This is a genomic window from Pseudoalteromonas sp. Z9A4 (assembly GCF_011378845.1).
Classification (GTDB): Bacteria; Pseudomonadota; Gammaproteobacteria; order Enterobacterales; family Alteromonadaceae; genus Pseudoalteromonas; species Pseudoalteromonas arctica.
Map to the genome: position 1 here is coordinate 76590 of NZ_WTLA01000015.1, position 23198 is coordinate 99787.

Below are 23198 nucleotides of genomic sequence, written 5' to 3' on the forward strand. Positions count from 1 at the left end.
AGCTAAACTCACCTAGTATTTTATGTCGTAAATTTGTGCTTATACGGTGTCGTCGAGTTGATGTTGCTTGTAATAAAGCCATCGCATACTTTCTTTAATGCTTAATCCGCCTAACGTAAATAAGTTTGCATATACTCAGCCATTGATTTGGCTGATGTCTTACTCTGTAAGTTTTTACTCGTCTACCATTTAGCTTTACTATGACATCTTCAACCTCTGGTGGCGTTATTTTTAATGAGGAGGTATTACATCCAGCTGCGAGTATCTGACTCAATCTGCTTAATTGTAAAATCAATTATAAAGTCAGCATCTTGCTGCTTTATGTAGGGCATAAATGCAAACCCTGAAGCAAGTTGTATATACAGGCTTTTTAAGCCTGATTTCCTCATTAAGTACGTACTTATACTGCGCGCACTTTGCGCTTTATAAAGCTCAAAAACACGGTAATGAACGCCAATCATACCTTTGCGTACAACCATGTAAAATCGACCATTATCCTCATGCATGTAATAACCATAACGCTGATACGACAAAGTTACCAAGCCAGAAAACACCACCAAAACACCAAGGCTTATCAAAGTATTAATATCAGCAATAAAACAAAAGCCAAACACTAATGCACTGGGTAACAATGAATAAAAGCCTAGATTTTTATACAAAAGCGCTCGCTCTGCGCGCTTAAAAGCGAGTTTTTTACTATTAAACCACGGGTAAATCCATTGGCATACACTATCAACTTGTTCGCTATTTAATACAGGTAATACTAAAGTTTGTTTATTTTTTTTAGCCGCAACACCGGCTGCTATTCCGCCGCTACTTGCTTGCAAGCACTCAACGGTAAATCGCTTTAGTAATCGCCCCATTAGGTTTTGCTTAATAACAATAGACTGTACTTTATCCATGCTCATCGAAAGCTGATGGCGCTCTAACAAGCCAGCAATACGTTTAAACTTTTGACCTTTAAAATAAAGCTCAAAGTTATAAAAACGAATAAGCGACATAGCCACCGATAGCATCACAGCCACCAAAACTAACAAAATAATTAAGGTGATCATTGCAAAGGTAGCAGCACTTGCCAGCATACCAAGCTCTTGTTGGTAAAAGCCTTCTACTTTCGCAATAATTTGCTTCTCTAAAAAATCGATAATCAAGTTTATAAAAGGGGCCAAAGCAGCGATTGCTAAAATAGCCATATTCGACATTAAACCAAATTTAGCTATTTCTTTATTGCTAATGCTTAGGCTGTTTTCGATAATGTCTGTTTCGCTTTGTTCAGTATTTTGTGCTTCTTCTTGTTGCTGCGCTTTAAAATCAAATATTTGTTTACGCATTTGCTGTGCGTAATCTTTAGTGACGCCAGGTAAAACAACTTCTTGTGACACACTGCCAGCAGCATCAAAAATACAATTAACTAAGTTTACGGGGGTAAAATAAAACGGCTCGGCAATATTAACGTTTTGCACACGGCCAAATTTAAGCGTAAGTCGCTCTTTTTTAAATACACCTTTGTTAAGCAATATTTCGTTGTCGCTACTAATACAAAACTTAAAATTTAAATAATATAAAAATGAGTAAATAAGCAACGAAATTAGCGCAATCCCACCTGCAACCTGCGCCCAAAACAACTTATTTTCTACTTGAGTAACAAACACGACAAGCATAGGCAGTAAGTTTAAAAGGCCATCTTTTACAAAGCGCACACTAAAGTGCACAACAAAGTATAAAAGTGCCCAGGGCGATACTTTCTGCCAGTAAATAGGGCTCGCTTTATCTTCGATAGTTGTATTACTCATCGACTAAAGCTGCCTGAGTAGTTGCGTCGTCTTGGCGGTAGTTTTGTACAAATTGGCGCATATTTTTACAATCATCATGGGTTAGCCCACTAATTTGTAAATCGGCACTTACACCGCCAGCGCTAAATAATTTAATACTCGCAAGGCTAAGTTTTCGCTCTATTGGCCCTTGGTGTATTTCCATATGCTGTACACGCGCTAAAGGTAATACCGTCACTTGTTGCCAAATAACGCCTTTTTTAAAAGCAATGTCATGATTTCGCACTGCAAAACCTCGTAACCTCACACTTATCATGTTGTACGCCATAGATACGGCAACCAAAATAGGCATACCAATTAGCAAATACGTTTGCGCATTATTAGCAAAGGCTTCATTAAAATAACAAACAGCAATAAGCGCTCCAATTAGCGGTATATAAAACAGAAGCGAGCTAAGCTGTGTATGTAATAAGGCTCTATCAGCCAATGGCTTAAAGCTAATATCACTATGCTTTGGTAAATCCATTATTTGTTGATTGTTAAACACTATTTGTCCCTATTCCTGCTTTTAATTATGGCTAGCTTACCAACTAATGGTGGTTATTAAGGTGTGACTTTGTTTTGGCTCAAGCGTTACTTTATCTGTCAGTACATTAGCAGCCTCTAAGCAGAGCATTGTTTTATATTCATCATCAGCAAAGTTAGATAAGCGTTTTGATTTTTCTATCCATGGGTTCCACAGTACACACGAACTTGAGTTTTCGCGGCTCACATTAATAACACCTTCTGGTGTATTAATAGTTTGCATTGTATTTGCTTGTGTATAAACCATATCGGTTTCGCGATTAAAGCTTACAACATCATTTTGTACAAATGGTCCTTCACTAAACTCAATATATTGCGCGCCTTGCAAACCATCTACATGGGTATTTGTAATGTCTGATGTAGGAAAATAGGTATGCAGCGCTTGAGTAAAGCTAAATGGCACACTTCCTAAGTTAGTGGTAGTTAAGCGAACCTGTAATTTATCGCTTAATACAAACTCAACTTTTAATGCTGACTGATGTGGCCAATACGTTGTATTAACAAGCTTCATGGGTAGCTTTAAACTAACTGTAATTTGCTCATCAGATTCGTGTACTTCATCAGCTTGCCAAACGCTTGTGCGAGCAAAACCATGGGCAGGCCAGCCATCATTAGCGTGTGTACCAAACCACGGCCAACAAATAGGAATACCACCTCGAATACTTGCCCCTTCTTGATAAGTTTCGTCTTGTGAAACCCAAATAAGTGGCTTATTATTTTTAGGGATAAACTCGGTAATTTGCCCACCTTGCAAAAATATTTTTGCGTCGCACTTTGAGCTAGCTATTTTAATAAACTCAAGACCGGATTCGCTTTGCTCAATGCTAACTGATGGCGATAATTTCATACCTTCCCCTATAATACTGATACTAAAGATTTTTAATATTTGTGCAGAAACAATAATGCATGCTTAAAGTATACGCTATTGATATTAAATATTGATTGCTGAATTTGTTCATTGCCGATTAATACATACACAGTAAACTCACAAACAATTACTTTGTAATAACAGCTGTAAATGAATAATACTAAAGTCTATACAATAAGACTTGCCAATTATTCACAACATACGTACTGTGCGCAACTTAATGCATACAAGATGCTAAGAAAATTTACTATAATTTAAACAATATAATTTTACATTAGTTACTGCTCTAACTATTAAAAACCAACAAAAGCGGCCTAATGTGCAATATATTGTTTGAATTCAATTTATTTGATGTGTAACATTTCGCGATTACGGCAAACTACCGCCCCATCGATGAGATAAGCAAATGCAAAAATATGACGAGTTATTGGTTTCTTTACGTAAAGTGATCCGCGCGATTGACTTACATTCTAAGCAGCTAAATAAAACTTCGGGTTTAACTGGCCCACAATTGCTTATAATGCAAGAAGTTAAAAAAACCGATGGAATAACGGCGAGCCGTATTGCTCAAAACGTAAATTTAAGCCCAGCAACGGTCACCAATATTCTCGACAGAATAGAAAGCAGAAACTTAGTAACACGCGTACGCAGTCAAATGGATAAACGCAGAGTGAGCTTATACCTCACCGAGAAAGGAAAAGAGTTACTTGATAAAGCACCTCAGCCATTGCAAGAACACTTTATTGAAAAGTTTTCTGCGCTTGCTGAGTGGGAACAGAGCCTTTTACTCTCATCAATGCAGCGTGTAGCCGCGATGATGGATGCAGATAAATTAGATGCATCGCCCCTTCTAGAAGTTGGTGCACTTACTCAAGCTCCTAAAGAATAAACAATAAAAAAAACACATAGTTTTGTACTTACTCTAAACGTAAGGCGTTTTCTGACGTCTTGAATTTTTTATTTTTTAATCACAAGCAGAGCGGCTATTATGACTAAACTCTCAAAATTAACACTAGCACTAGTCCTAGGTGGTGTTACAAGCACTTCTTATGCGTCTGATGATCTAGACACACTACAAAGCCAACTTAAACAGCTAAAGCAACAAATGCAATTGCTTGAAAATAAGTTAGCTGATGAAAAAACAAAACAACAGCAAATTAATAAGCAGCACGAACAACAAGTTGCAAACATCAGTAAAAAATCTGATCAAAAAGTAGTTGAAGTTGCCGCAGCTGAACCTGAGAAAAAAGATGAAGGCATTAAAGTTGGTGGAGCAATACGCTTTAATTACAGCACCAACACATACGATGAAGATACCCAAGATCGCGGTGGCGATTTTGATTTTGATATTTTCCGTATAAATGTATCTGGTGAAATTAACGATATTTCACTGAACGGTGAAGTACGTTTTTACGATTATATGACCGTTGTTAAATATGCTTACTTAGGTTACGAGTTTGCAGATGGCTGGGAAGGACAAGCAGGTATTGCACCCGTGCCTTTTGGTAATGGCCCATATAACTCACACAGCTACTTTTTCAGTACTAACTATTACGTAGGCCTAGAAGACGACTTTGATTTAGGTGTAGTAGTAAAACGTAAACTTAAAGATAACTGGAAGCTAGACCTAGGCTTTTTCAAAAATGATGAGCTAGGTGGAGTAGACGGTGGTTCCGATAAAAGCAAGCGTTACTCTTACGATATAGTTGGAAGTGGTACTTATGATTCTGAAGCTGGGATTACTGAAGGTAACAATATTGGTGAATACAATACGTTTGCCGGGCGTGCGACGTATCAAATTGAGCACAGCAAAAACGTAACTACCGATGTGGGTGTATCACTATTAAGTGGTGGCTTACATGACGGTAACGACCGTGCAGGTAACTACGGTGCATGGGCACTTCATGTTGATAGCACAATTAACAACTGGAATATCCAATTTCAACACGGTGAATACGACTACGACCTAGACGACAGTAACGACCGCTTTGTTGTTGGCGCATATAATTATTACGATACTGTATCTAGCGAAGCAACTATGACTAACTTTAACGTTGCTTATAATTACTCGCTTGATTGGGGCCCAGTTACCGACATTCAATTTTACAACGATTACGGCATTATTTATGACAAGTCTGACGACAGCGCAGATACATGGATGAACGTAACAGGTATGAGTGTTGCTGCAGGTGGTTTCTTTAGTTACTTCGACTTTATTCAAGCACGTAACCAGCCATTTATTGGCGGAACAATTATTGGTGATGGCGATACAGAACGTCGCTTCAACATAAATATTGGTTACTACTTCTAAACTGTTAACCGCATTTATTTTTAAAAGGGCAAACTTAGTTTGCCCTTTTTTATTGATTTTAAGCTTCGAATTAATAGCTATTTAGCCTACAATTAGAGATACCATAACACGCCTAAAAAGAGCCTAAGTGAATATAAAAGCAGTGTTTATTTGTTATAAAAACTTATGGTTTAAAGCGCTTGGCTTAATACTTGTAGCCTTGGGTATTATTGGCATTGTGTTACCGGTCATGCCTACCACTATATTTTTTATTTTAGCGCTCACCTGCTTTACTCGCTCATCACCCGCGCTTGAACAATGGCTGTTAAACCACCCTCGTTACGGTGTAACTCTGCAGCAGTGGCAAGCTCATAAAGTAGTGCCTGTTAAAGCCAAATGCTACGCCGCCATTGGCATGTTAATTGGATTTATATTTTTACTGTACTCAGCCGCCCCTATTTGGGTTATTTATCTCGTTGCAGTAATAGAAGTATCGGTAATGATTTACCTTATTTTAAGACCCTCCAGCCCTCCTAAGCATTAAATATTCATTTTTTACCTGCATACCACCTTTGTTTTAAAGTTTTTATGTAAAGATAAGTAAGTAAATTTGTAATAGCTAATGCAAATCATTATCATGTTGTAAATTTAATTTATTTACTGTTTTTATGTCGTTTATTAATAAGCGGGCTTTGTATAGTACAAGCCGAGCTCTACATATTTATATTTCTACAGCTTTGTTTTTTTTGCTTATTTTATTTTGCGTTAGCGGCATTGTGCTTAATCACGTTGATTGGCTTAAAAATGATAAAAATAACGGTCAAGTAACTGCAACAATTCCAGTAGAGCTAGTTACTAAAGCAAATGAACAGCTAAATACGCTGCCAACGCTTTACCCAGAAATAGAAGCTTACTTAGCTGAGCAATATGCACTTACAAAAGTAAAAAGCATTGAGTGGGAAAAAGAAGACGCGCTAGTAATGCTCGACTACCCACTGCCTGCAGGATTTGCCTACGCAGAGCTCGACTTTACAACCGGCGAGTTAAACCTAGATTACCAAACAGGAGGCTTTTTAAGCCTTATTGGCGACTTACATAAAGGCCGCCACAGTGGTGAAGTATGGAGTTGGGTGATTGATATATCTGCCGTACTAATGATTTTATTTGCCATCACCGGCATGATTATTTTGTTTCAAAATAGAAAAAAACGCTTAGCAGGAATATGGATAACCTTACTAGGAGTCGCAACTCCACTGGTTATTTATTTATGTTGGGTTCCACAAATAAAAGGAGTGTCTTAATGGTTAAATTTAAATTATTTATAAGCGCCGCATTACTGCTTGTAGCTGCGTTTTTTCAAACAACAGCGCATGCACAAACACCACAGCTAGAGGTTGAATTAACGCTTCCAGACTTAGAAGTACAACCGTATCACCGCCCATACGTTGCAGTTTGGCTTGAAACACCAGAGCGCAAACACGTTACAACGCTTGCACTTTGGGTACAAAAAGCAGAATGGTTTAAAGACTTACGCCAATGGTGGCGTAAAGCCGGTAAAAGCGATGCCAACTTTGACGGCATTAGCGGCGCAACAAAGCGCGCGGGTACTTACACTATAAATTGGCAAGGTAATGATTTAGACGGTAACCCAGTAAAACCAGGTAAATACTTACTTAATATTGAAGTTGTACGCGAAGAAGGCGGCAGAGACTACACCCGTGTTGAGCTTGATTTAACAAAGTCGGGAAAAATTACAATTGATGGTAAAAACGAGTTTTCACAAAGTTTCGTCACTGTAAGCACTAAGTAGCTGCTACTTAATCATTTAAATTTAAGGAAATACAATGAAAATTAATTTATTAAAAACTACATTAATCGGCGCATTGAGCTTATCTGCTTTAGTGTCAACTTCAGCGAGTGCACACGGACGTTGGTTACTACCTTCGCATACATCTTTATCAGGCGATAAAGCGCATTACGTAATGATTGACGCAAGCATTTCAAACGAAATTTTTGCACCAGACAAAGCCTTTAAACCTAAAGAAAAAGGCGCCGAGTACGACGATACGTTATTAATGGCACTTGCGCCTAATGGTGAGCCAGTATCTGAAACGATCCGTGCTTATTACTTAAAACGTAAAAGCTCAGCTGCGGTAAACTTAACAGAGCAAGGCACTTACCACATTGCAATGACCCAAAAGCCAATGTACATGACCTTCTATAAAAACGAAGAAGGTAAGCGCAAGCGCGTATTTGGTAAAAAAACAGACGCTAAGTTACCTAGCAATGCAAAAGATGTAACTACAACGAAGGTTGTTTCAACGGTAGATACATTTGTAAGCCGAAATGGCACCTCAAAGCCTGCACAGTTAGGCTTAGGCTTAGAGCTTAGTGGCCCAACGCATCCAAACGATTTATTTGTAGGTGAAAGCGCTAAGTTTCAGCTTTTACAAGATGGTAAATCTGCTGGTGAAGGCATTGAAGTAAGTATTTTAAAAGGCGACACACGCTACCGTAACGACCGTGGCGAAGTAAAAGTAACGACCGATAAAGAAGGTATGTTTACAATTACGTGGAAAGAACCAGGCCTATACCTAATCGAAACCTCTAACAAGGTTACCGTAAATGAAGAAGGCGTAGATGCAGGACGTTATGCATTATTTACAACGCTTGAAGTTGCCCCTGAATAATTTAAATCACTAAATTTAAAAAATTGAAAGGCCAAGCATTTGCTTGGCCTTTTTACGTCTTACTAACTTTTATCTAAAATTCCCTTGAATTCGCAACCATTCGACACAAGATTGCAACTACAACGATCCAAACGCCTATATCGCGCGTAGACACTGGGGCGTGTTGGCCTTTGTGGATTGAAATTTGTTCAATTTAGGAGCGATTTAATCGCGGCGCGAGGTTTGTAACCTAGTGGGCTAAGTAAAAACTGAGTAACAAAGAGTTAATCGTTCCTAGAAAGAATCCAAAGGGCAGCGCATGTTTGGCATTTATGCTGCGTTATCGCCTATTTATGGGGAGTAACCACACTACATAGGCTCTGCCTTGCCTAAAAGCCAAACATACTGCTGCAAATTCAATCACCAAGGCAACACGCCCCAGCTTCACGTGTTAACAACTTAGAATATCTTAGATAGTTTTTATCTTTGCACTAGGGTAGTCGCTTCTATATGATGCGCTCCTTTTCGACTAGCAGCTCTTGGGGAACAATTAATGACTTTTAAGCGTTTATCTGCAAATAAACTAGCACTTAGCTTGGCCGTTACTACTGCACTTAGCACACCTTACTCTATGGCCGTTGCCGCAGAGCAAGATAATCAAGCAGAAAAGAATATCGAAGTAATTTCGGTTACCGGTACTCGCAGAAGCTTACGCAGTATTGCCGAAAGTACGGTACCCGTAGACATTATTACCAGCGGTGATATGCAAAGTACGGGTCAGCTAGAAATAAGCCAAATACTAGCAAACCAAGTACCTAGCTTTAACTACCCAAGTGCCACTATGGGTGATGGTACTGACCATGCAAAACCAGCTGTTTTACGTGGATTAGCACCCGATCACACATTAGTACTTATTAATGGTAAGCGCCGCCACGCTGGTGCGCTATTAAACTTAGCAGGTGTTGTTGGCCGAGGCTCTACAGCTGTTGATTTGAACATGATTCCAACCTCTGCAATTAAGCGTGTTGAAGTACTACGTGATGGCGCAGCCGCACAGTACGGTTCTGATGCAATTGCTGGGGTAATTAACATTGTACTTAAAGATGCCTCAGAAGGCGGTAGCGTAAGCGTAACGTACGGTAAATACGATACTCAAATGGCTGGTGTATCTCAACTAGAAAGCACCTATGCAGATGCAAACGGCGACTTAGCCTTTAATACCGGTGGCGACAGAGAAGTAAACGACGGTGCAACACGCACTGTTAGCGCAAACTCTGGTTTTGCGTTATCTGATAACGGCTTTGTAAACGTATCTATTGAGTACCGTGATAACGACTCAACTCAACGCTCAGGCTTTGACCCACGCGAACAATACAGCCGCCTTGATGATGGCAGCCTAGACCCACGTGAATTTACTGTCGATCGTTACAACCACCGCTTTGGTAAAGCAGACCTTGAAGATTACGCGTTGTTTTACAACATGGGTTACGATTTAGATAACGGCTTAAACCTTTATTCATTTGGTAGCTACTCAAAGCGTGAAGGTAATTCAGGTGGTTTTTACCGCCGAGCAAAAGACAGCCGTAACGTTTTAGAAGTGTACCCAGATGGCTTTTTGCCGCAGATTGAAACCGACGTACAAGACTACTCATTTGCACTGGGCTTACAAGGCGAAACTAACGACTGGACATGGGATGTAAGTACCAACTACGGCCGCAACGACTTTTTTTTCGGTGTTGTAAATAGTATTAACACATCACTAGGTGCCGACAGCCCAACCGAATTTGACAACGGTGCATTGGTTTACGATCAGTTTTTAGTAAACGCAACAGCCAATACCACTCTCGATTTAGGCTTACCTGATGACGTATTTTTTACCGTAGGTACTGAATATCGCCACGAAAGCTACAAAATAGAAGAAGGCGAAGAAGCATCTTACATCACCGCACTTGATAGCGATGGTAACCCAATTGCAGCCGGTGGCGCGCAAGTACTTGCTGGTTTTGGACCAGAAAGTGCGACTGACGAAAGCCGTCATAACATCGCTTTATTTGTTGAGTTTGATACCTACTTAACAGAAAAATGGAACGTCGTTTTAGCGGGTCGTTATGAAGATTACAGCGACTTTGGTGACACATTTACTTCTAAGCTTGCTTCGCGTTACAGCATTACTGAAAACCTATCGCTGCGTGGTGCAATTAGCACAGGTTTCCGTGCGCCATCTTTAGCGCAAAGCTCGTACCGCCAAATATCAACCGTACTTGAAAACAACCAACCATTTGAAGTTGGTCTATTCCCAACCGATTCTGCAGCAGCACAAGCACTAGGTGCTCAGCCATTAGATGCTGAAGAGTCAGTAAACGTTACAGCAGGCTTTATTTACACTCAAGGCAGCTTTAGCTTAACCATTGATGCGTACCGTATTGATATTGATGACCGTATTGTATTGTCTGAAAATTTAGAAGGCGATGCAGTAGTTGAAATACTACAAAATGCCGGTGAGCTAAACACCGAAAGCGTACGTTACTTTACCAACGCTATCGACTCACGCACGCAAGGTGTAGATATAGTTGCCACTTATAACCTAGATTTAGACAACTTAGGTGATTTACGTTTAAACGTAGCAGCTAACTTTAACGATACCGAAGTAACACACGTAAACGACAACCCAGCACAGCTTAACTCACTAGGTGACGACTACGTAGTGTTTGCGCGTCGTGAAGTAGGTCGCTTTGAGGAAGGCACGCCAGATAGCAAATGGAACCTATCAGCAGTGTGGAACTTTAACGAATGGCAAACAACGCTTCGTGCCACACGTTATGGTGAAGTCGCTGATATATCAACTACAGCTGATCGCGATGAATACCTAGACCCTAAATGGATCACCGACTTAGAAGTGGCATACCGTCCAGACGAATATTGGAAATTTGCCGTTGGTGCAAACAACTTGTTCGATCAGTACCCACAAGCCACCGTGGATAACATTGGTTACTCTGACTTTGGCCAAATATTCCCGTACACACCGTATGCGCCTTACGGATTAGACGGGCGTTTTTTATACGGTAATATTACTTACAGCTTTTAATTAGTTCCCTAATAAAAGCAGAGCAATTATAAAAGGATGCATCGCGCATCCTTTTATATTAATAATTAGTTATTTTAACCACTTATTAGTATTTCAACTTTCATAAAAAACCACCACCCTATATAAAACAACAGCTTACATTTCGGCCTCATTTTTGCTCTATTATTCTTATATAAAAAGTACAAACAAAAATACAAAGGACTAAACATGAGCTCATCAACACAATTAAACATTGCAAAACCACTTTCACTTATTGGCGGAATTTTATTATTAAGTGGCTGTGTATTTCACATATCGCCAAGCGTTGCCTCAGTAAAGCAAACTCAACAGCTATCACTGCCAAGCAATAATCTTGAATATTTAAATGTGTTAAGCGGCGCAGGTAGCCTTGAAATAAAAGGCTCAAAAACGGCCACCAGCATTAGTGTTGATGCCACTATTTACACAGCCGACATTGAAGACGAATACGAGCTAACGCTCGAGCAAGACGGTAAACAGGCAAAGCTTGTTGCCCAAAATAAAAGCCGTAATGGTATTAGCTTTTACAGTGGCCAATCTCCAAGTATTAATTTAGTGGTTACTGTGCCAAGTAATCTAAATTTAGATATTGATAATGGCTCTGGCGACATTTTTATAAATGCTATGCAAAGCAATATTGATGTAAAAGACGGCTCAGGAGATTTAACTATAAGCGGTGCTAAAAACCTAACTGTTGACGATGGCTCAGGTGAAGTAAACTTTGAAAACATCGCAGGTAATTTAGAATTAACCGACGGCTCTGGCAGTATTCATATAAACAACGTAAGCGGCAATGCAACTATTGAAGATGGGTCTGGCGAAATGCACGTGAGCAACATAAACGGTTCGCTAAACGTTGAAGATGGATCGGGTGATATAGTAATAAGCCATATAAGCGGTGCAGTTAATGTTGATGATAACTCTGGCGACATGCTTATTGAGCATATTGCTTCAAACGTAACAATTGAAGACGGTTCGGGTGATATTCGCGTTAACCATGCAAAGGGGCTGACTATTACTGAGTCAGGCTCGGGCGATGTAAGTATCGATAATATTAGCGGCTCAGTAAAAGTAGCTGACTAACAGTATGAGCTAAAAATAACGTATTTTCAGCCACATGAATTATTGTATTTTATAAGAACCTAAGTCATTCTATTTATGCTCAAATACCTTGAGCATAAATAGAATGACTTAGGATAAACGCGTGTTAGAAATAGCTTTAATTTACTTAGCAGCAGCCATAGTAGCTGTCCCTATTGCAAAACGAGTCGGACTTGGCTCTGTGTTAGGTTATTTAATTGCCGGCATTCTCATTGGCCCTTATGCGCTGGGTGTTGTGGGCGATCAAACCGATGTAATGCACTTCGCTGAATTTGGCGTAGTAATGATGCTGTTTTTAGTGGGCCTTGAGCTACAACCTTCGCGTTTATGGACATTACGCCACTCTATTTTAGGACTTGGCGGCTTACAGGTTGTGTTATCGGCAGCGGCTATATTTGCATTTTGTTATTGGTTTTTTGCCATGCATTGGCAAACCGCACTCGCCATTGGTTTAATGCTCGCGCTCTCCTCTACTGCTATTGTGCTGCAAAGCCTTGAAGAAAAAGGCTGGCTAAAACAAGAAGCCGGACAAAACGCATTTTCGGTATTGCTGTTTCAAGACATCGCAATTATCCCTATTTTAGCCCTATTGCCACTGCTTGCATTTGCCCCGCAAACTAGCACAAAAGAAATCAGCGATTCGATTATTGCAGGCTGGCCTGTATGGCAACAAGTATGTGTTTCGGTTGCGGTTATTGCCGCTATTATTGCCGGCGGTAAATATGTATCGGCGCCGTTATTTAGATACATTGCCCAAACCCACATGCGTGAAATATTTACTATTTTTGCACTCTTTTTAGTAGTCGCTATTGCACTGGTTATGCAAAGTATTGGTTTATCGCCTGCGCTGGGGACTTTTTTAGCCGGCGTTGTACTTGCCGAGAGCGAATTTAGACACGAATTAGAAGCCGATATAGAACCCTTTAAAGGCTTACTTTTAGGATTGTTTTTTATAACTGTTGGCGCATCAATTAACTTTGAACTGCTATTTAACGAGTTTAGTACCGTTATAGGCTTAGTGGTTTTACTCATTGTAGTTAAAGCCTGCATTTTATTTGCCCTTGCCGTTACCTTTAAAATTAACAGTAAACAGCAGTTATTATTTGCCTTAGCGCTTGCCCAAGGGGGTGAGTTTGCCTTTGTACTTTTAAGCGTAACCACCACCTTAAGCATTTTAACGCCCGAGCAAACCAGTCTTGTTACCTTAGTTGTTGCAGTATCAATGCTAATAGCGCCGTTACTACTTATGGTTTATGAGCAAATACAAAAACGCAGCAGCAGTGCTATGCCTGAGTTTGATAAGCCAGAACAAATAAGTACCGCTAAACACGTAATTATTGCCGGCTACGGACGTTTTGGCCAAATTATGGGGCGCTTACTGCACGCTCAAGGCTACGAAATTACCGTACTTGATCACAGCCCTAGCCAAATAGAATTACTGCGCCGTTTTGGTAACACCGTATTTTATGGCGATGCCGCACGCCAAGAACTCCTTGAAGCCGCAGGCGCGCACACCGCACAAATGTTGGTAGTAGCAATAGACGACCCCGATAAAACCATAGAGATAATTAAGCTCGCCCATAAAAACTACCCGCAACTTAAAATTGTTGCCCGCGCAATCGACCGTCGCCATGCGTATCAGTTACTTAATTTAAAAGTAGATGCGTTTAACCGCGAAACAGTCGACTCAGCTATTAACCTTGCCGTAGAAGCACTCGAGTTACTAGGTAACACTAAACAAGATGCCGAGCGTGCAGGTAAACTGTTTAGAGACCACGACCGCGCTGCAGTAGTACAACTTGCTGCATTATGGGGCGACGACGCCAGTTACGGCGTAGCAGTGCGCCAACGCATGGAAGATTTAAAACACGTACTACAACAAGATAAACAAGCACAAAGCGATTTAAATACCTGCGACAGCGGCGATTGCGAAGACGGCCTAACAGAGCTAGCTGATAGGCCTAAAAAGCCTGATGATGCTCATATTGAGTAAAATTAGGTAGTTACCAAACTTAATAGACTTTTCCAGTAGTTTAGTGGACTTATTAACTATCTTTCATCAGCTTCATATTAAATAAATACGATGAATTGGGAATCATCCATTAATGATTTATGAACAGTCTAACCAAGAGCATCAAATGCACTTTTAATTGGCTCTGGAATTTCAGGTGCATCAAGATGATTACCAATGATTTTACCCCAATCAAAACTTTTATTTGGCCACTCGTCAATTCTATCTGCGCAGCCTATTGCGTTTAGCCTTTGACGAATAAGATCCCGCAATTTCGGTGCGAACTTTTGATTGGCTTGTAAGGTTTGCCCTTGTTGTGCCATAGGAATAGCATCAATGATACTTGTTACATCTTCCTCTGTTACTTCAATATCTTCACCATAAACCTCTCGCACAATTAGTGGCCATAGAATACTAGGAAGAGAATCTTCTAGATCTTGCTTACCTACTACAAATGTTTGTGCATCTTGCTGCTTGTTGGTATCAGCATCAAAGATATATACCGAGAGATCATCTCGTTTAGCAAAACCATCAATTAAACTATCTAACAATTCATTGGCTATAGCTTCGTTTGTACACCCTTTTAAGTTTATCAACTGAATATTATTTTCGCGGAGTGTACAACCTGTATATTTATAATAAAGCAACGGAATTAAGGCTTGTTCAGTATTACCTTCCACAATAAGGAACTTATTGAAGAATAGAAAATCACTATTCATTACACCTAATGTATCAAAGATGTCTCTTATCTCTGATATTGCTCCTATTTGAGTATAATTATTTTCAATTTTGAAAGTATTTATGTCCCCTAGTTTTGAGGCATTAACAAAAATCGTACTGTGGGTACTGACTAATATTTGAAAATGCTGTTCAGTTAACAAACGAAGAGTGTCGATAAACTCTCTTTGAGCTCTTGGGTGTAAATGCGTTTCAGGTTCATCAAAACACCAAACATACCTTTTATTAGTTGCGGTTTCCTGTACCGCTTGTAATCTAAGCAATGCGAACCAAATTTGTCGCTTTATACCTTCGCCTTGATTGTCAATATGAACACTTTCTTCTGAACTGTCTTTACCTACAAACAGGTCTGTAAGCTGATTCTTTAATTCGAAGTTCACACTGGCGCTGATACTCTCAATGCTTGGGACTTCATTATGAATACCTAACTCTTCAAGCTTTTGATTAATTTTTGTTTGCGCTCGAGTTCGGAGTATGCCTGAAATCTTCTTGGCTCGGGTAACTTCAACTTCGATAGAGTTCGATAAGATGGCATTTGCAGCTTTAGTTATACCTTCGAGTGATTCGTCCCAACTTAAATAAGCATACTCAGGGAAGGCAGACTGTAAGTCTTGCTTCCATTTTTTTTGCTTAGCGTCATCGCTAAACTTAACAAACTCATACGTACTAGGAACTGTATTTAGTATTGAGCGCATTTTCTCATAAATTGTGTGGCGCCCTTCACCGTTATCATTAATAAGGTTCTCACTCTCAGGGTTATGAGTTGTCATCGCTGAATTAATTTGGGCTTGGGTGGAGCTGTAAATACCAGCTAAACTCTCCAGAGTAGGGTGTTCATGAGAATAATATATATCAGAGGTGCCCGTTGTGGTGTTTATTACCCTTGCTTTATAAAAATATTTACTCTGATCATCATTTAGCCTCGCTGATTCGAGTATCCACTTTAGGTGATTAGATATATCGACAGAATCTTTGTCAAAGTCTTCAACTTGGAACTTACCAAGACATACGATGAACTGTTGTTGGTCGTCTTCACCTTGTATAAATAGCTCCGGCAGACCTAGTTCGCGAAAGTGGGCATTAATTTCGTCTTTAGTTAAGGCTGTATGAGATAGATCGTTTTTCTCAGTTTTATCGTTTGGAATACATGCAGAAAAAGACTGCTCTAGTAACAACCTTATCGAATTCAGTGATGTGGTTTTACCACAATCATTCTCTCCAATTAGCATGGTTGGAGAATTAGACTTAACTTTAAGAGCCGTTTTTTGGGCACTTTTGTAATTAATAGTAATGACTTCTTTGAGTAACATTTTATTTTGTCCCTAGGAGGCTGAAGTTTAATTTAGTAGATTACATAACAGCTCTATCTGAGGACATTTCCTTACTTCCACAAAATGTCCCTATTGTGTGAACTTCTATTAATATCAAATAGTGTAATTTATTGCCAATTATAAATATTATGTGGCAGGTGGCTATTTTGGAAGTAGGAGGAAAATAACTTAATAATATTACTTTGGTAATTGCGACTTTAACTCTCGTCTGAATATTTGCTTGTAGCTCATAACTGCCTGTCATTCTTTTAGCTATGAGCTACAACATTTAAAAACCTAGTGGTGGTGCCCGCCTTGAATAGCTTTACCTTGCTGGTTATAAAACCCCGTTGCGCTGTGCTCTATAAAACCAAGGTTTATCATTTTTGCTAAAAACGGGTCGTTTTCGTTATCGCCAATGTCGGCGTAGTCGGTGGTTTGAAAGCGATCCCATTTGGCAAACTGTGCGGTTATTTCTGCTTTATTGCTGTTTACATTATTAAGGCTAAGCACGGTGTTTGTTTGGGCTTTTTTATTAGTTACGCTAAAAGTTTTAACTAAATTTGATTGCGTAATAAAGGCAAGGTTAAAGTCGTTGCCATTTTCGCTCAGTGTATAGTTTTTTACTTCATCGCAGCCTGTGCCTTGGGTGTTTAAAAGCGTCATTTTTTCTATTAAGTGCGCATCCACCAGCTGGTTTTTAGCACTCCAATTTTGTACGCCGCGCACCTCAGATGGCTGATATTCAATACCGCGTTGCTGTGCATTAAAGTAACGAATAGGGCGAATTTGCTTATTAGCTAAGTGCTGCCAAAGCTCGGTAATTACTTGGCGTTGATGCGCTACTTGCTGATCGTTTCGCCAAAGGGTAAGTGACTCGCTATTTTGCTGCGCTTTATGGCTGTTGGTAATTTTATAATCCGCTTTTAAATGCTTAGCATCAATATCACATTGCGAGGCAAAGCTACTTGTACTCACAAGCGTGGCAATTATTAATAACGCTTTTTTCATTTAGCTATCTCTTATTTATATTTCAAGTTTATGGCAATAACATAACGATTATAAATGTCAGTTTAATGACAAAAACCCCGCAAAGTAGGCGGGGTTTTTTATTTAGATATATTTAACTAAATTTATAACTAGACGATATTTATTGCGCTAGTTTTTCGTCTGCGGTTTTTACAAAGTCAGCTGCAAAGTCCATTACATGGAATAAAAAGCTTTGCTCGTTTGTGCCTGTTACCAAGTGTGCACCTGGTCCCATTGCATAAACGCCTACGTCTTCACCGGCATGTGTTTCAGAGCCCATTGGTACCAGTGCTTCTTGATGAAAACCAGGTGTTGTTGTATCAACATCTGTTAAATCAACACGCCCTGTAACCGGTGCAAACGCATAACCTGCATCGGCATCAGTCTCGCTACCTAGGTTTCTAAAGCCACCACCATTGGTGTAACCAACCGTTGTATAAGGCATATCGTCGGCAGCTAAGCTTGGCTCAGTTGCGCCTACTGCAACTACTTTACCTAAAATTGGGTTACCGCGTTTAGGATAACCGGCAATGGTAAATACATGGCTGTGATCGGCAGTTACAACTATTAATGTTTCTTCTGGGTTGGTGTTTTCCATTGCCACTTTAACGGCTTTAGCAAGCTCAATAGTGTCGTTTAACGCGTTATAAGCGTTACCCGCATGATGCGCGTGGTCAATTCGACCCGACTCAACCGTTAAGAAAAAACCTTGCTCGTTGTTATCAAGTACGTTTATTGCTTTTTCGGTCATTTGTGAAAGCGAAGGCTCGCCTGCTACATCGTTTGCGCGGTCAGCTTCGTACTGCATGTGGGATTCGTTAAATAAGCCAAACACTTTAGTGGCGTCGTCACTTATTGCATCAAAACCGGTTTGATCCATTACGTACGTGCCATTTGGATATTGCGTTTTCCACTCTGCGGTTAAGTCGCGGTTATCTGTTCGATCACCTTCAACAGCACTCACTGCATCAGCTGAATTAAACGCGGCATCTTTTGGTAAAAAGTGACGACGACCGCCGCCCATTACTACGTCAATACCGTCTACATCAACACCACTAAAGCGTGCTTCTAGGTTGGCTTCAAAGTTAACTAGTTGCGATGCAATATCTTCACACGTTGCAGCACTTTCTGGCATATCAGAGATATCTTCCCAGTTACGCTCTGCCGATTTAGCATACGTTGCAGCTGGTGTTGCGTGAGTAATACGCGCTGTAGAAATAATCCCTGTTGCTTTACCTGCAATTTCAGCAAGCTCTAACGAGGTAACAAGTTCGTGCCCTTTGCCTGATGCACAATTACCACGTTCAACCGCTTCATCAATACCAATAACGCCTGCGTCGGTTTTAACACCCGATGCCATTGCAGTCATAGTTCCTGCCGAATCTGGCGTTTGCGCATCTACGTTGTATGTTTTTACAAAGCCCGAAAAAGGCATAGTTTCAAAGCTTAACTGGTGTTCTTCACCCATTTCACCTTCTAACTGACCCGCTAAAATACGTGCTGCGGTTATGGTAGAAATACCCATACCATCACCAACAAATAAAATAACGTTTTTCGCTTTGCCTGATTCTGTAACAATGTTGCTACTGGCTGTTTGTGCTGCACCCAATTTTGTTTGTGCTTCACTAAACCAAGTATTACTAGTGAGTGAGGCTAACTGCTCGCTTGTTAACGACGTTGCAGGTGCATTACACACTAAATTAGTTGAGTTAACTTCATCGCTATCTAGCACGTCGTTATTATTGGTATCTGCGCCTACTTGCGTCTCTACACCGCCATTAATACACTGCTCAGAGCCCACTGCAATAGCGTTATCTACTGCGATAATATTGTTTTCATTTTTGTTATCGTCACTCGAGCAACCTGCTAGCGCGACCATTACTGCCAAAGAAAGTACTGTTAATTTGTTCATGTTAGCCGCCATTATTGCTGAGTTAGTTCAAGAGCTTGATTAATTAAATGAAATACAACGTTTTGTTCAATTACGCCCTGTGCTAGCTGAGCACCAGGACCTTTTGCATGTAAAGATATGTCTTCACCTGCGTGTGTTTCTGACCCCATTGGTACAGTTGCTTCTTGGTGAAAACCTGGGGTTGTTGTATCAACGCCATTTAGCTCAACACGCCCTGCTACAGCAGCACTTGTGTAACTTGCGTCAGCATCAGTCTCGTCGCCTAGATTTCTAAAACCTAAGCCATTTGCGTAACCGACCGTGGTGTACGGCATATCGTCGGCGGCTAAGCTTGGTGTTGTTTCGGCTACTGCAACTACTTGACCTAAAATTGGATTACCACGCTTAGGGTAGCCAGCAATAGTAAATACATGACTGTGATCGGCGGTTACTAAAATAAGGGTTTCTTCTGGGTTGGTGTTATCTACAGCTGCTTGCACGGCTTTAGCAAACTCAATGGTGTCGTTAAGCGCGTTGTATGCATTACCCGCATGGTGCGCGTGGTCAATTCGACCCGACTCAACCGTTAAGAAAAATCCATTATCGTTTTTACCAAGCACTTCAATTGCTTTAGTGGTCATATCGGTAAGTGAAGGCTCGCCCGCTACATCGTTTGCGCGGTCAGCTTCGTACTGCATGTGGGATTCGTTAAATAAACCAAATACTTTAGTGGCGTCGTCTGCTATTGCATCAAAGCCTGTTTGATCCATTACGTACGTAGCATCTGGGTATTGTGTTTGCCACTCAGTTACTAAGTTGCGCTCGTCAGTACGGTCGCCTTCAATAGCGCTTACTGCATCTGTTGAGTTAGCTGTTTCGTCTTTTGGTAAAAAGTGACGACGACCGCCACCCATTACAAAATCAAGACCGTCTACGTCGGTCCCTACAAATCGTGCTTCTAGGTTTTTTTCAAAGTTAACCAGTTGCGATGCAATGTCTTCACAGCCACCCGTTACGGCATCTTCTGGCATATCTGATACGTCTTCCCAGTTACGGTCAGCCGATTTAGCATATGTGGCAGCAGGAGTTGCATGAGTAATACGTGCTGTAGAAATAATACCGGTAGATAACCCTTTAATTTCAGCCAATTCAGTTGCGGTAATTAGCTCGTTACCCGCCACTGTTGAACACACGCCGCGTTCAATATCTTCGTCTACACCAATAACGCCCACATCGGTTTTTACACCCGAAATAATAGCCGTCATCGTGCCTGCTGAGTCGGGAGTTTGGGCATCTACGTTATACGTTTTAACTTGTGCAGAGTATGGGAACTCTTCAAAGCTTAAATAACCTTCTTCGCCAGATTGGTTATTACGCTGCCCTTGCAAAATACGCGCGGCGGTAAGAGTAGAAATACCCATACCATCGCCCACAAATAAAATGACGTTTTTAGCTTTAGTGGCTTGTGTAGCCTGCGCTTGTGCTGTTTTTGTTGTTAGTTTAGTTTGCGCAGCGCTATACCAGCTGCTGTCTTTTTGGCTTTGCGGTAGTACATCAGCATGGCTAACTGCGCTAAACGCAAATGTTAGCGCGATTGCCGCAGCGACTTTTTTAATTTTCATCCGTAATTCCCATTGTTTAGTGGTTATTTTTTGAAATGTGTAAACACAAAAAAGATCAACCGCTGCACTATAGAAAACAGATGTGACTAATAAAGGTAATTTTGATGAAAGTAAAATGACTAAACTATTACAAAAATAAGTCACAAAAAAAGCGCAACGTGTTAAACGCTGCGCTTTAAGGGGAATTATTGAGGGAATTATTTAAATATTAAAAACGTGCTTTAAACGATACTCCAAAGTAACGCTCCTGTATGAAATCACAGAAGCTCATGTTTAATCGAGTAACGCAAATATGCGTAAAAGGCTTCACCTATGATATAACTACAGGTGGATTAAATTTAATGGTAAATAGCAATGAGTAACTCTATGTTTGATCACAAATTAAGTGGCGCAAGCTTGGATTTTCAACCACTTTATTTACAAGTAGCTGATAGTATTAAACAACTCATTGTTAAAAGGCATTGGTTGCCCGGCGAAGCTTTACCAAGCGAATTTCGCCTTTCTGAAGAATTTAACGTGAGCCAAGGTACGGTTCGTAAAGCATTAAATTTGTTAACCGACAATAAAATAGTCACTCGTCGCCAAGGCGTTGGTACGTTTGTATCAGAGCATACCTCGCAAGACGCCTTATTCAGGTTTTTTCCGTTACAAGCCGACGGTAAAGGTGACGACTCACCAAAAGCGGAGCTGCTATCAGTTGAGCTTTGTTCAGCGCCTGCTGAAGCTATAAAGGCTTTGCAACTCAATAAAAAAGACAAAGTTACCAAGCTTGTTCGTAGACGTATTCTTGATAACAAATTTTGCATGAGCGAAACTATATACCTACCGCAAAGCTACTTTCCTGATATACATCAAAGTAGTGATATACCGCACACTCTCTATCATTACTATCAGAATAAATTTAACCAGACTGTACACAAAACCCAGGACAGTATTAAAGCCGTACTTGCTACAATAGATGATGCAAAAATGCTTGCCATTAAAGTCGGCGACCCACTACTGTTGGTATCACGCGTTACAGAATCAATAGAAGGTAAGCGTATTGAATACCGCCTAAGTAAATGCCGTAGCGATCACTATCATTACCAAATTGAGCTCGACTAGTTAAACGTACTTAAACTACTAATTAGCAATCTTAGCGCACAACCTTTAAATATTTTTTAAAGATAGCAAGCCTTACCTTGATGGCTTTCTATCCACTAATCAGCCGCTTTGCTGTAAACGCAGCATGATTCATCATAATGACTTACATATTACATAACGCATCTCCGAGATAAATTACTATTGAAATAATTAAGTACCATTCTTCCAGTAGGCTTCTATTTATTAAAATTAGCGCAAGAATATTGTGTGCAAACGGCAGAAAAACTAACCGAAGTAGGTATGAAACCCATTATTTTAATTGTGGCTGAAACACTTTGGATTGCATTATTAATACTTGGATTTGTAATTTGGAGCTAATGAATCAAGTTATTTAAGGTATATATCAAAAAAATCAGTAGGTAATTAGGTCATGTTTTAACCACTTAAAACTTGCATTTCACCTACTCTAGAACCGCGTGCTAATACAAACATAAAGCATTGATTAAATTAAAATTAACTTAAATTCAGACGCAAAAAAGATCACCTTAATCATGACTGGTTAGTTAAAAAACAAACAAACTAATAAAGCACTTACTCTAAAATAAATTTACAATAGGGCTTGGTATATAGCTCAATTTACTGTTATCCTGCTTGGCATCGGGTTGACAGAAAACCCTATTTATTTGTAAGTACCACGTTGTTTTAGTAATAATCCTTCGCGTTATCCTCAGTTAAATGTATGTTTTCTTCCTGTTAAATTGCCTAATTTAAGGCGCACTTTTATTAATTCTTAGGATACTATTATGTCTAATACTACAACTGGTACAGTTAAATTTTTCAACGAAGCAAAAGGTTTTGGTTTCATCGAGCAAGAATCTGGTCCTGACGTTTTCGCACATTTCAGCGCAATCTCTGGCGACGGTTTCAAAACTCTAGCTGAAGGCCAACGTGTACAGTTTACTGTTACTCAAGGTCAAAAAGGTCCACAAGCTGAAAACATCGTTAGCATCTAATTGCTTTCGTTAAAATGGGTTAGCAATAACCCATTTTGAATACTAGTTTGAAAGAAGTTTTGTTTTATTTGTTAGTACCCCGTTGTTTTAGTAATAATCCTACGCGATATCCT

18 protein-coding genes are annotated in these 23198 nt (G+C 40.0%); 11 read left to right on the plus strand and 7 right to left on the minus strand.

What is annotated here, in order from left to right:
- Window positions 1-245: 245 nt before the first annotated feature.
- Genes GQR54_RS12230 through GQR54_RS12240 form a run of 3 tightly spaced genes read right to left on the minus strand, consistent with a single transcriptional unit; the run spans window position 246 to window position 3204 of the window.
- Window positions 246-1793, minus strand: coding sequence for a PH domain-containing protein (locus tag GQR54_RS12230; RefSeq protein ID WP_166377921.1), 1548 nt, complete (start codon window positions 1791-1793; stop codon window positions 246-248).
- Window positions 1786-2319, minus strand: a complete 534-nt coding sequence (locus GQR54_RS12235; RefSeq protein WP_166377923.1) for a PH domain-containing protein — start codon at window positions 2317-2319, stop codon at window positions 1786-1788. Before GQR54_RS12235 ends, GQR54_RS12230 begins: the two co-directional genes overlap by 8 nt.
- A gap of 36 nt (window positions 2320-2355) precedes the next feature.
- Complete coding sequence (locus tag GQR54_RS12240; RefSeq protein ID WP_166377925.1) at window positions 2356-3204, minus strand: D-hexose-6-phosphate mutarotase; 849 nt, start codon at window positions 3202-3204, stop codon at window positions 2356-2358.
- A 427-nt stretch (window positions 3205-3631) separates the two neighbouring features.
- Between GQR54_RS12240 and GQR54_RS12245 the strand changes: the two genes are divergently transcribed.
- From GQR54_RS12245 to GQR54_RS12285, 9 genes are all read left to right on the plus strand, one after another.
- The gene (locus tag GQR54_RS12245) at window positions 3632-4114 is read left to right on the plus strand and encodes a MarR family transcriptional regulator (protein WP_010554531.1); all 483 of its coding nucleotides are present in this window, start codon (window positions 3632-3634) and stop codon (window positions 4112-4114) included.
- 99 nt (window positions 4115-4213) lie between these two features.
- Window positions 4214-5536, plus strand: a complete 1323-nt coding sequence (locus GQR54_RS12250; RefSeq protein ID WP_166377927.1) for a carbohydrate porin — start codon at window positions 4214-4216, stop codon at window positions 5534-5536.
- 127 nt (window positions 5537-5663) lie between these two features.
- A complete protein-coding gene (locus GQR54_RS12255) occupies window positions 5664-6059 on the plus strand; it encodes a YbaN family protein (RefSeq protein ID WP_007580453.1) in 396 nt (131 codons plus the stop codon).
- 124 nt (window positions 6060-6183) lie between these two features.
- Complete coding sequence (locus GQR54_RS12260) at window positions 6184-6816, plus strand: PepSY-associated TM helix domain-containing protein (RefSeq protein ID WP_101163838.1); 633 nt, start codon at window positions 6184-6186, stop codon at window positions 6814-6816.
- A complete protein-coding gene (locus GQR54_RS12265) occupies window positions 6816-7325 on the plus strand; it encodes a DUF2271 domain-containing protein (protein WP_010554527.1) in 510 nt (169 codons plus the stop codon). Before GQR54_RS12260 ends, GQR54_RS12265 begins: the two co-directional genes overlap by 1 nt.
- Before the next feature lie 34 nt (window positions 7326-7359).
- On the plus strand, window positions 7360-8205 hold the full coding sequence (locus GQR54_RS12270; protein WP_166377929.1) for a DUF4198 domain-containing protein: 846 nt from the start codon (window positions 7360-7362) through the stop codon (window positions 8203-8205).
- Between the two features lie 532 nt (window positions 8206-8737).
- A complete protein-coding gene (locus GQR54_RS12275) occupies window positions 8738-11269 on the plus strand; it encodes a TonB-dependent receptor (protein WP_166377931.1) in 2532 nt (843 codons plus the stop codon).
- Window positions 11270-11476: 207 nt separating this feature from the next.
- Entirely contained in the window at window positions 11477-12370 is an 894-nt protein-coding gene (locus tag GQR54_RS12280) for a DUF4097 domain-containing protein (protein ID WP_166377933.1), read from the plus strand.
- Window positions 12371-12491: 121 nt separating this feature from the next.
- Window positions 12492-14381, plus strand: coding sequence for a monovalent cation:proton antiporter-2 (CPA2) family protein (locus GQR54_RS12285; protein WP_166377935.1), 1890 nt, complete (start codon window positions 12492-12494; stop codon window positions 14379-14381).
- Between the two features lie 128 nt (window positions 14382-14509).
- Here GQR54_RS12285 and GQR54_RS12290 read toward each other — a convergent pair whose 3' ends face one another.
- The 4 genes from GQR54_RS12290 to GQR54_RS12305 all read right to left on the minus strand — a co-directional run bounded on the left by GQR54_RS12290 (window position 14510) and on the right by GQR54_RS12305 (window position 20989).
- Window positions 14510-16447, minus strand: coding sequence for an AAA family ATPase (locus tag GQR54_RS12290; RefSeq protein ID WP_166377937.1), 1938 nt, complete (start codon window positions 16445-16447; stop codon window positions 14510-14512).
- 297 nt (window positions 16448-16744) lie between these two features.
- Complete coding sequence (locus tag GQR54_RS12295; RefSeq protein ID WP_166377939.1) at window positions 16745-17458, minus strand: hypothetical protein; 714 nt, start codon at window positions 17456-17458, stop codon at window positions 16745-16747.
- A 139-nt stretch (window positions 17459-17597) separates the two neighbouring features.
- Complete coding sequence (locus GQR54_RS12300; protein ID WP_024592651.1) at window positions 17598-19388, minus strand: alkaline phosphatase; 1791 nt, start codon at window positions 19386-19388, stop codon at window positions 17598-17600.
- A gap of 11 nt (window positions 19389-19399) precedes the next feature.
- Window positions 19400-20989 (minus strand): alkaline phosphatase, encoded by a 1590-nt coding sequence (locus GQR54_RS12305; protein WP_166377941.1) that lies wholly within the window; start codon window positions 20987-20989, stop codon window positions 19400-19402.
- Window positions 20990-21343: 354 nt separating this feature from the next.
- Between GQR54_RS12305 and GQR54_RS12310 the strand changes: the two genes are divergently transcribed.
- Both GQR54_RS12310 and GQR54_RS12315 read left to right on the plus strand, forming a co-directional pair.
- Complete coding sequence (locus GQR54_RS12310; protein ID WP_166377943.1) at window positions 21344-22093, plus strand: GntR family transcriptional regulator; 750 nt, start codon at window positions 21344-21346, stop codon at window positions 22091-22093.
- 782 nt (window positions 22094-22875) lie between these two features.
- A complete protein-coding gene (locus GQR54_RS12315) occupies window positions 22876-23085 on the plus strand; it encodes a cold-shock protein (RefSeq protein WP_006792548.1) in 210 nt (69 codons plus the stop codon).
- Window positions 23086-23198: the final 113 nt, after the last annotated feature.